The organism is Ochrobactrum sp. BTU2 (assembly GCF_024539785.1).
In the GTDB taxonomy this organism is placed as follows: Bacteria; Pseudomonadota; Alphaproteobacteria; order Rhizobiales; family Rhizobiaceae; genus Brucella; species Brucella anthropi.
Genome location: NZ_JAHWRG010000040.1, coordinates 1 through 10166, shown reverse-complemented (window position 1 = coordinate 10166; position 10166 = coordinate 1). Strand labels below are relative to the sequence as shown.

Below are 10166 nucleotides of genomic sequence, written 5' to 3'. Positions count from 1 at the left end.
TTCATTAAAATCTCCTCGATCATATAGCCCGAGAAAATTCTACTTTTGAAGCCCGTTATTTGGTGGGGGGATTACCAAGCGATGTCGATGTTGGGCTGTTTCTGAAGGCGAACAGTTTATCTAATTCGATCTGATCTGCCCAATTTTTTAATCCAAAATTTCAAATACGGAAATCCTCAAAAGCCCGAGAAACCCTCGGTGCGATTTTTAGTTTATGTAGGCTAGATATCGTCAATTTTGAAAGGATAAGGAAAGTAATAATATTTATTAAGTGCGAACTGAGTATTTAACCCATAAGGGTACAGAAAATATACTACATGCCATTGATTATGCAAAATACATTGGCTACAATCTGAACACATTTGTAACGATAACATTCGACAAATGCTTCAAATTAAATGCAGATGAGATATTCATTAAAATAAGAGAATCTTACAGGCGTTGGCTTACCAATGCCTGTTCAAGAAAAAATCTTCCTAAATGCAAACCATATTGGTTATTTGTCTTTGAAAACCCTCATGGATTTACCCATGTCCATTGGCTGGTTCATGTTCCAATTGAGTTGGAAAAGGAATTCAAACGTAAAGTTCCAAAATGGGTAAAAAAGCGAAAAGACAACGTCTTTAAGCATTCGATAGATATACGTCAGGTCAATATCTATACTGATAAGGTCCTCGCAAATTATCTGGTTAAAGGCGTTACTCCTAAGTCTATCGATTACTTCAATCTCCAAAAATACGCCGCATATCAAGGATGGTTTCGTGGTAGACGCTCGATGGTCAGTCACGCTCTAAGTCTAAAGGCTCGCCGGAAGGCAGCATTCAAAGCCTCGAGAGATCGCCATAAGTGGGCTAAAAGGCATCCGGAACTCGCAGCCCGGTATCGAAAACCTTCATGGTACGACCTCAAGAAAACCGTACCACAGGTAAGTGGCTTAAAGACCTTTCCTTATCAAAAGCAATTTAGAGGGAAATTAAAACGAAGTTCAGCTCCCCGACGTCGCTATTGCGTGTACCGAACAAGGCGAACTGCCGCCTAACCTCTAAACTCGGTGGATCAGATTGCGTTCTGGTCCGCCTTTTTATCGGTGGCAACGATATAATTATTTTTATACGAAAATCATCTCTGGATTATACTCGTACCTGTCCGTCAATCGCTTTCGCATTTCAGGAAACGAATAGGTCTTTGCATCCTTATCCAACATCATCAACCGCTCATTGATGATATCAACCGACGCAGACAACCTAGCAAGCGTATTGTTCAGACTTTTTGCCCAGAAATCTGGGAGATTCGTGCCTTTCTGTTTGACGACTTCAGCAAGGCAGTCATCGACTGGGAGACCCGGCTTGTGCTCCAGTTTCAACACAAGATGGCAAAGGGTTGCCAAAACATACAATTCCCTATTGAACGGCGTCATTTGATTGGAATGTGGGCTACCCGGATTTCGAGTACCGGTTTCTTCCGAATACTCAAACATTCACTTCAGCGGATTAACGCATGGAGGAATGGCTTTCCCTGCAAGATTCAACAGGTCAGGTCCACCACCATTTCCAATATAAATTATACCATGGTCTTCCCTGTCCGCCTTGGACGTCAACTTAAGAACGAAAACCTCATCCTTCAGTTTTTCGTAAAATCCCTCTACGAAGCTACCATCGATAATCTTGTACCTTGATATGTCATCGATATCACAATGTCTTCCGATGAACTCCCGGTACTCAGCCCCGCGACGTCTTTTTTTATAATCTCTTTTGCGCTGACCAATAAATTCTCCATTTAATTAAAATATTGATGTTTCGTGATCGCTCGAAGAGAGACTATCTGCTTCGATTCAATGAAGTGATGAACGACAAATGCGTAATTTGCGCATCATTCAGTCAGCATGTTACCTAAAACTGTTCAAAGCATTTCTGTTTCATCTTCCAAGAAGCCCTTTACCTTGAGCTCTGAACGTATCCATTTGCGAGCAGCGTTCAGGCTCTGATGATAATCATCTGCGGCCAAGGAAAGAGATTCGGGAGAAGTTGCTCTTTCCAAATCTTCAAGTGGCCAATCATCCGCCAATCGTTTGCTGATTGCATAACAGGTGGCTTTACCAACACGGTAGGCCGTTGACCGCTGTGCCGCTGAGAGAATAATGCCTCTAAGGGCTTCTGGTTCGGCCTGCCCCGCAAAGTGTAACTCTAGCTCGGAAGTCATTCTATCCACGGCAGAATACAGGCCATTCACGAAGAGCGTTTGAGCATCTCTATAATATTTGCCAGCGCGCCCTTTAATTCCCTTGGCTTCAATCTCTGATAATTCTCTGAGGATTTCTATTGTGGGCGCGCGTTCAAGAGCTTGCGCTTCTTTAGATAATTTCGCGCCTTCGGGCGCTTTTCTAATTTTCTTCGAAGTGGCTCGGTTTCCTGAATGGCCTTCGCCTCTAAGAAAGCGATCCTCTTCGTTTGCCAGTGGGTCGAGGTCTGCTTTCTCTGCCTCATCGAGACCTTCGTCACTTTGATCCGTACGCTCTGTGGACTTTAGCGACTTCGAATAAGTTGGCGTGGGCAATCTAAACTCATCGAGAAGCTTTTGGAGATCGCTTTGCAAATCATCCAAATTCTCGTCACTCGGCGGATGGGCTTCGCGAATTACATCTTTAACCCACTCGGGCATTAGCTCTCGAACGTAACCCGAGAAGTCGTCGGTATTTAAGATGCTTCGATCTTCGACCGTCGTCAAAGCATCTCTGTACTGGTTGGGGAGAGCAGCGCTATCGGGCAAAACGATTTCGATAGTCAATACCGTAGAGCCGAATGGTATACCTCTGGCGAACTGGCCCTGCGCTGGTTCGATAATTCCGATTTACAAGTCAAAACGAACCGATTATAAAAGAACCACTTAAAACGAACATTTGAGTGGTTCTATGTTTTTACGTGCCTATCTTCGAGCCTCTACAAAGGATCAAGATGCCAATCGAGCGAAAGACGATCTGATTGCATTTGCCAAAGAGCGTGGTTTAAAGATCGCGGCCTTCTATGTCGAAAACGAAAGCGGCGCTTCCCTTGATCGCCCGGAATTATTCCGTCTGCTTTCCGATAGCCAACCCGGCGATGTACTCTTAATTGAGCAGGTGGACCGGTTGAGCCGTTTGAACTCTGCCGACTGGGAACAGCTGAAGGCAGAAATTAGAATAAAACAAATTCGCGTCGTTGCGCTTGACCTTCCGACTTCATGGTCAATGGCTTCGGAAAATACGGATGAGTTCACGCTTCGAATGTTTGAGGCGATCAATAGCATGCTTCTGGATATGATCGCTGCCATCGCTCGGAAAGATTACGATGATCGCAGACGGCGACAAAAGCAGGGAATTGATAAAGCTAAGGCTGATGGAAAATATAAAGGCAGGCCAGAAAACAAATCACGGAATGCAGCACTTCTTAAAATGCTGGAGAGTGGCCAAAGCTGGAATAGCATAATTGCCGCAACTGGCTGCAGCCGCTCGACCCTTTCGAAACTACGAAAATCGACAATCGTTAATTCAGCAAGCTAAATGTCAAGATGAGAACAAGGCAATGGTGCTTGCATGAGCGCTGGTGGATGTCGTGTAGAACTGTTGCCGCAGCTTCAGCCAAAGTACTTTAGACCATACTTTTTGCTGGCTTTTCGCACAGTCTCAATGTTTGCTATTTCGGTAAAGTGCGACGTCTTGTCGAACTTCCATTCGCGGCAAAGCATGATGCGCTCGTAGGGCTGTTTGCGTATCTGATCAAAATAACAAAAAATATGCGGATAATTATAATACTTGTCGCCATCCCAATCCACGTCGAAGATATTTTCGTAAGGGATAAAACCGATGCACCAAAATTTCTCGCCTTTCTCACCCTTTAACCAATCCCGATAACGCCACTTGTCCTCACCGATAGACACTAGTTCCCCTATACTGAGACAGACCATAAATCCGCGCTCGTAGGTTTGAACCACAGAAACTTTAAACCACGGGCTAATGCCGTTCTTTCTCTGCGGTTCAGCGTTGTTCGGGTATTCATCTAGGCGGTTGATATTTCGAATGATGACTTCAGTGCTGAGTTCTTTGTGGGTGTTAACAAGGAAGAAGTCATCGAACTTGGGCTTCCATTTTTGCCGCAGCTCAAGTCGCTTCACCGGGTTGAGGTTACGCCGATTTCGGCGCGCCAACCGCCACAAGCCGCAAAGTGTATCCCATCCAAGCTTGATGCCGCTTATGGAAAAGTAATCGAGCATGTCCCATTCCCATGCAGTAGGTGCAAAAGCAATCCTCAAATGATCCGATATTTCATCATTGCATTCCGTAGTTCTAGCTAAGCCGGTAGGCAACTACTAAGCAGACAAGTTAGTATAAAACTACGGGACCGGGCGAGCACTGCGATTTCTCTCGTATTTAATTCCATAAAGGTAACATTCGCTCCAAAAAAGAGGGCTTAGATGATTTTCAAGAACGTTGGTACTGTCATGCCAGTCTGGAATCTGCATCGGGTGGACCCCGGCTTCATCTATATCGTCGAAAACCATGGAAAATACAAAATAGGCAAATCAAAACGTGCTCGAATCCGGCTCAGTGCTGCGAAGACATGGCTGCCTGACATGAAGCTGGTTGGGCATAAGCCTTTTTGGGGGATGTCTCACCACGAACGTTGTTTCCATACTGGTTTTGCCAGATATTGGTATTCGGGAGAATGGTTTGATTTCAATGGTGACGATAACGTCAAAGATATTCTACTACAAGGTTTCACCGCCTTTAGCGATGAGGACCCAGATCGCAACTCTGTTGACTTTATATACTGGTTTAATGGTGATGGAATGGCCGAATTCGTACGAGAGCAAGTCACCCAGAAACTGTCTCTTCCACGATTTCAAAGGCAAGAATCTTTCAATCAAAGGCGAAGTGATTAGCTCTTTCTGTCTCCTATAATGATTGTAGCCGTATAATATACTGTCCGTAGTAATATGGAAATTTCAATTCGGTGTAGAATGGTTTTTAAAAACACATAAAAATGCCTCGGAACATCTCCCGAGGCGTTAAGGTTTACCAGTTTAGATTCTCAATCGATGCAATTGAGTAACGGGCAATGATCTCGCCCGCTCTAACCGTGGGGCGCACTTCTTGACGCGTATCATCAACGCCCGGATTACTGAACGCTATCAGAAGCATTACCGCTAATGGAAATTTCCTCCCTTTGCAGCCGCTCCCAGCAAAGCAGCAGCCAGCCGTATTAGAACGGCCCAGATGAAGCCGCCAAGGAAGTCATTCTAATATATTTGCAGAATCGAGGAGTTTCGCCATTTCCAGAGCAATATCTCCAACCACTTTAGGCGTGTATCGCCCCACCTTCAACAACTGCCCACTTCAGATTGGTGTCAGAATGAGCCGCATTCCTGAACTGCTAAGACCTCCACCGTTCCCCATAATGCCGCCATGAGCATTGGGAACAAAGCTGTCAGAAAAGGCTTTAGACCGATCTGAAAATTGCGAATAGAGACTAAGCTCAAGGCTTGTATTCCACGGAATAATAGTCACCGAGCTCCTCAAGGCGATCAGCTAACTTTGCTCCTTGCCTCTTATGGGCAGCTTCCAAATCAGGCGGATAGGCACAGCAACTCGCCACGTCTTAAGGACCGTAGAAAATCATAAACCCCTATCCAGTTTAAAGACCTTCGTCACTACGCGAGACTGGTCCTGTATCACTTGCCTTGTATCCAAACCTCATCCGCCCACGTTGCCAAGTTTGGCCAAGATTCATCCGAGGGACCATCATGGCTCCAGAAGCGAATAAGTCCGTCCGGTGCAATACAGTAATAATCGCCGTTATCCTCACAGATGGGCAACCAATTATCTGGTAGCCCGACCGACCGAGCTTGTTGTATCGTGGTTAATAACTCTCCATACACTCCACCCATTTCCTCGTTTAAAATAAGCGGAGATAAATATCCTACAAACGCATTACTAACGTTCTTTAGAAATTCCTTATAGTCCTCAGAAAATTGAAACCCAGTCGCACTCTCATACTTATGAATAAGAGCATCGTCTGGCAATGTAAGCTTTCTCCCGGTCGGATCATCAATTCTGTTTATCTCCTCAATAATGCTTGCAATTTCTTTCGCCATTATAGTCTCCTAAAAATCGTTTGCCCTATTTTTCCAGTAATCCCGCCTCCATATACTAAACTCTGCACGATTAATACCCGACGGTATATCGCTTCCGTTAATATGTATCGTACTCGAGTTTTTCTGATGGAAAGTTTGCGTCAACTCTGCAATCGGTCCTGTTTGAGACTGCGTCATATGATGGAGATTTATTGGATTTCCATCGGGACCGATAGGGGCTCGGCCAGACTGCATTAATTCAAGATTGGTCTTTCCTGTTCTCGGATCGACATATTTCGGATCGATTAAGTCATTACGTTGATAGACTTTATTTCCGCTGACGACAATTGGATCGTTCGACCAATACTGCCTGTTCTGCTGAAAATAGCTTTCGACATCAGCTGAGGTGGCTTTCCTACTTGAAGGTACGATTTCGTCAACATTTCCACCTTCCCGCTTTATCGTCCCTCTTGGTCTTAAGCCACCTTCAATTAACGCAGCGCCAGCAATGAGGCCCAGCGAAATTGGCCCCCTCAAAGCCTGTGAAACCTCCTGAGGATTCCCAGTAGCAATTTGTAATGATTTTGGGTCACTTAAACTCGAGAGTAACTCCTGCGGCAGAACATACGTATCTTTTTCGTCTGCATATTTTGCCGCACCCACAAACACCATATGGCGTTCGCTATAGTAGAGCGGGCTGCTCGGATCGCCCAAACCTTTACGCGCCAAATCTATGTATTCAGCCGCTGCATAGCGCAACTCAGCGCGAGCTTGTTGACACTCATTACTGTAGTCGCCTCGACACCTGTCGAGCAATTCGTCTCTTTCGTACGATTTCTGTCTAAGGTCGTCTGCAATCTTGCAAGCTTCCTGATTCCCTTGCGAACAGTCAAAACGAGCTTTGTCAAACTCCTCTCGCTCAGCATGCTTCAGATAGTTATTCTGATACGCATTCCCGGCATACGCAGCACCAGTTCCGCCTGTTACCGCGCCGAGACCCTGAAGGATGGACCCGGTGATGGTGTTGACCATGAGGTCCGCTGCTGAACCGGTGACACCTGCATCCTTAACAAACTGCTCGACGAGTTTGTGGATTTCCGGTGCGAGTTTTGCCGACATAGCACCGCCAGCCATGCCAGAGAGCATTCCGCTGAAGTCAGTGAGGCCCCCAAGAAGACCGCCCGCGATGGCGTGCAGGATGGCCGGGCCAGTTCCACCCTCCTTCCAGAACTCCATCTCTTCTGTGTTTTGATTCCTATTTGCCTCAGCAAATCGCTCTGAAGCATAATCACCAATCATCTTGGCAGCTTTGGCGGCAGCGTCATCGTAGAGCTGCTGGGTCTTCAGCTGCTCATCAAGAAGCTTCTGCAGATCGGGAATGCCGGGCAGCGACGTGTTGGTGTCGGTGGTGTCACGACGCAGATCGTCGATATTCTGCTTCTGATTATCCGGATCAGTGATGACTATCTCGCCGGGCGAGATGGCTGACAAAGCCTTCCCGGTCTCGCTTTCACCTTCCTTGATCGGTGGAGAGACAATAGGGCCGCTACCGGTTATACCACCGCCATAGGTATCAGCTTTCCATTTCGAATGCGTATCAAGGTCTTCGAACTCCAGCGTGCCGGTTTCCAGACGGTTGTTTTCTTGATCGGCTTCACTGGTGACAAGACCACCTTTCAGCTTCGTATTGCCATCAACCTTGATGTCGAAACCGCCCTCGCCTGCATGAATGCCGGACTGTTCGGAGACGATTGCGGCATCGCCCTTGGCTGTCTGATAAGAGCCGGAGATGCCGCCGCTTGTTTGTCCCTGAGCGTTTTGCCCACGCTGCCGCTGACATTGACCTGCTTGGCCTTGGCAGTCGACGTATCGAGCTGGCTTTCAATGTTCAGATCGCCGCCAATGTCGGCAATCACCGTCTCGCCGGAAACGGTCGCACCGCTTAGAGATTTTCCTGTACCGAGTTACACTATTATTCGGCTATAGTGCTGCATCTGAAAGAAACATGAAGTGCTCCAAACCTGTTGAACTCAACTAGTTACTGGCGTCACACAGCTTATCCCCCCCTGAAAAACTGTCTGAATGCGGTTTCAGAGCCATTAATCCAGTCGACTATCATTATTTTTCGTTAATAACGATGAATGGAGTTTTTTACTGGCCTGCAAAATCTCTATGCCGACCAGTCGTCCATCATTGTCAAAATCAAGGTGAATCTGACCGTCGACAAGATTCGGATCACAACAATAGGTATAGTCAACCAACGTTGGACTAAATTCATCGTTGAGATTTATATAAGCCGCATCGACGCTGTCATCATACGAAATCTTCATTGCCTCGCCTTCAAGTTATCGATGTATGTACTGGGATTTCGCGGGCGAACAACAGTGGTAATTCTGTTACCAACACCCACAAAAACATTTGTGGTTGGATCATAATATCCATCCAAGGTCTGACCATTTTGCTTGTACTGGAAAGGTTGCTGCTTCATAGCATTATTTATATTGTCTGTTGAAATATTGCGGTTTGTGGCCTGCTGGGCTGAATGAATACTCATTTCTTTGCCTTGAATGACAATCACTGACTCCCCAGCAGACGTCGTCCTAATGACAATATCGTCTACAGATCTGTTCAGATCAACCGATGAGGTACCTGCCTTCAATTGGGTTGTTCCGATCAAACCAAATGCTATCGCGGTCACACTATCGGAAACATATTTCAGTGCTTGTCCTTTGAGGAAACACCCATCTCCTCCTCCATGATCCTCGCAATAGCCTGCACCTGCGGCAACGTCCATCACCCGTTGCTCAAATACGCTCGCACCACCAGTCAGCCAACGCTCTTGGACCTGATAAGTAAGCAGTCGTTGCGCCACTGCTTCACTCAAACCCAGCTCTTGTAGTTCCATTATCTGGAGATAAGCGACCTGAGGATCACCATACAAATCGCCCAATGTGTTCCGAACGCATTCAGTCGTCCTGCATGCATCTAGTTCCTTTTCCTGCTTGAAATCCAGATCAGAATAACGTTTTGAGACTTCCGCCTTGCATGCTTCGACGTTATCGTTTGCACCACAATCTATGAGCTCTTTTTTCAACTCATCTAATTGTTGATGGTTGAGATAATTGTTCTGATACGCATTCCCGGCATACGCAGCACCTGTTCCGCCTGTTACCGCGCCGAGACCCTGAAGGATGGACCCGGTGATGGTGTTGACCATGAGGTCCGCTGCTGAACCGGTGACACCTGCATCCTTAACAAACTGCTCGACGAGTTTGTGGATTTCCGGTGCGAGTTTTGCGGACATCGCACCGCCTGCCATGCCAGAGAGCATTCCGCTGAAGTCAGTGAGGCCCCCAAGAAGACCGCCCGCGATGGCGTGCAGGATGGCAGGTCCATTGCCGCCTTCCTTCCAGAACTCCATCTCGGCTTTATTGTCGTTCTTATAAGCTTCAGTATATCGCTCCGACGCATAATCACCGATCATCTTGGCGGCTTTTGCGGCAGCGTCATCGTAGAGCTGCTGGGTCTTCAGTTGCTCACTGAGGATTTTCTGCAGATCAGGAATACCGGGCAGCGACGTGTTGGTGTCGGTGGTGTCACGACGCAGATCATCGATATTCTGCTTCTGATTGTCCGGATCAGTGATGACGATCTCACCCGGAGAAATCGCTGACAAAGCCTTCCCGGTCTCGCTTTCGCCTTCCTTGATCGGTGGAGAGACAATAGGGCCGCTACCGGTTATGCCACCGCCATAGGTGTCAGCTTTCCATTTCGAATGCGTATCAAGGTCCTCGAACTCCAGCGTTCCGGTTTCAAGACGATTGTTTTTCGGGGCGGCTTCACTGGTGATGAGACCACCTTTCAGCTTCGTATTGCCGTCAACCTTGATGTCGAAACCGCCCTCGCCTGCATGAATGCCGGACTGTTCGGAGACGATTGCGGCATTGCCCTTGGCTGTCTGATAAGAACCGGACAACCCACCGGTAAGCCCGGATGGATTGGACCCGACACCAAGGCTGGCACCAACCTGTTTGGCGTTGGCTGTAGCCGTATCAAGCTGG

Annotated in this window: 9 protein-coding genes and 1 pseudogene; 2 read left to right on the top strand and 8 right to left on the bottom strand. The window is 47.1% G+C overall.

The genetic code is table 11. The features are described from left to right. Positions 1-1108 precede the first annotated feature (1108 nt). Both KWJ32_RS27215 and KWJ32_RS27210 read right to left on the bottom strand, forming a co-directional pair. Complete coding sequence (locus tag KWJ32_RS27215) at positions 1109-1477, bottom strand: hypothetical protein (RefSeq protein ID WP_012092722.1); 369 nt, start codon at positions 1475-1477, stop codon at positions 1109-1111. Between the two features lie 422 nt (positions 1478-1899). After that, positions 1900-2784 (bottom strand): hypothetical protein, encoded by an 885-nt coding sequence (locus KWJ32_RS27210; RefSeq protein WP_012092721.1) that lies wholly within the window; start codon positions 2782-2784, stop codon positions 1900-1902. A gap of 124 nt (positions 2785-2908) precedes the next feature. On the opposite strand from KWJ32_RS27210, the gene KWJ32_RS27205 reads away from it, so the two are divergent. After that, positions 2909-3535 carry a recombinase family protein gene (locus tag KWJ32_RS27205; protein WP_012092720.1) on the top strand — a complete coding sequence of 209 codons (627 nt, stop codon included), beginning with the start codon at positions 2909-2911 and terminating at the stop codon, positions 3533-3535. 74 nt (positions 3536-3609) lie between these two features. On the opposite strand, the gene KWJ32_RS27200 is transcribed toward KWJ32_RS27205, so the two are convergent. After that, positions 3610-4245: a hypothetical protein gene (locus KWJ32_RS27200; protein ID WP_012092719.1), complete on the bottom strand. Its 636-nt coding sequence runs from the start codon at positions 4243-4245 to the stop codon at positions 3610-3612. 201 nt (positions 4246-4446) lie between these two features. On the opposite strand from KWJ32_RS27200, the gene KWJ32_RS27195 reads away from it, so the two are divergent. After that, positions 4447-4914 (top strand): GIY-YIG nuclease family protein, encoded by a 468-nt coding sequence (locus KWJ32_RS27195; protein ID WP_012092718.1) that lies wholly within the window; start codon positions 4447-4449, stop codon positions 4912-4914. A 789-nt stretch (positions 4915-5703) separates the two neighbouring features. Here KWJ32_RS27195 and KWJ32_RS27190 read toward each other — a convergent pair. The 5 genes and pseudogenes from KWJ32_RS27190 to KWJ32_RS27170 all read right to left on the bottom strand — a co-directional run. Beyond that, on the bottom strand, positions 5704-6126 hold the full coding sequence (locus KWJ32_RS27190; RefSeq protein ID WP_012092717.1) for an SMI1/KNR4 family protein: 423 nt from the start codon (positions 6124-6126) through the stop codon (positions 5704-5706). A 9-nt stretch (positions 6127-6135) separates the two neighbouring features. Further along, positions 6136-7596 carry an HNH/ENDO VII family nuclease gene (locus tag KWJ32_RS27185; RefSeq protein ID WP_049768432.1) on the bottom strand — a complete coding sequence of 487 codons (1461 nt, stop codon included), beginning with the start codon at positions 7594-7596 and terminating at the stop codon, positions 6136-6138. A 185-nt stretch (positions 7597-7781) separates the two neighbouring features. After that, entirely contained in the window at positions 7782-8021 is a 240-nt protein-coding gene (locus KWJ32_RS27180) for a hemagglutinin repeat-containing protein (protein WP_080514351.1), read from the bottom strand. 183 nt (positions 8022-8204) lie between these two features. Then, positions 8205-8435, bottom strand: coding sequence for a DUF2283 domain-containing protein (locus tag KWJ32_RS27175; RefSeq protein WP_012092716.1), 231 nt, complete (start codon positions 8433-8435; stop codon positions 8205-8207). Continuing rightward, positions 8432-10166, bottom strand: a pseudogene (locus KWJ32_RS27170) (hypothetical protein); the annotation flags it as partial. The gene KWJ32_RS27175 and the pseudogene KWJ32_RS27170, both read right to left, overlap by 4 nt.

Bases quoted from the DNA above. Each gene is read 5' to 3' on its own strand.
- KWJ32_RS27215 (WP_012092722.1), bottom strand. From the start codon at position 1,477: ATGTTTGAGTATTCGGAAGAAACCGGTACTCGAAATCCGGGTAGCCCA.
- KWJ32_RS27205 (WP_012092720.1), top strand. From the start codon at position 2,909: ATGTTTTTACGTGCCTATCTTCGAGCCTCTACAAAGGATCAAGATGCC.
- KWJ32_RS27200 (WP_012092719.1), bottom strand. From the start codon at position 4,245: ATGCTCGATTACTTTTCCATAAGCGGCATCAAGCTTGGATGGGATACA.
- KWJ32_RS27195 (WP_012092718.1), top strand. From the start codon at position 4,447: ATGATTTTCAAGAACGTTGGTACTGTCATGCCAGTCTGGAATCTGCAT.
- KWJ32_RS27190 (WP_012092717.1), bottom strand. From the start codon at position 6,126: ATGGCGAAAGAAATTGCAAGCATTATTGAGGAGATAAACAGAATTGAT.
- KWJ32_RS27175 (WP_012092716.1), bottom strand. From the start codon at position 8,435: ATGAAGATTTCGTATGATGACAGCGTCGATGCGGCTTATATAAATCTC.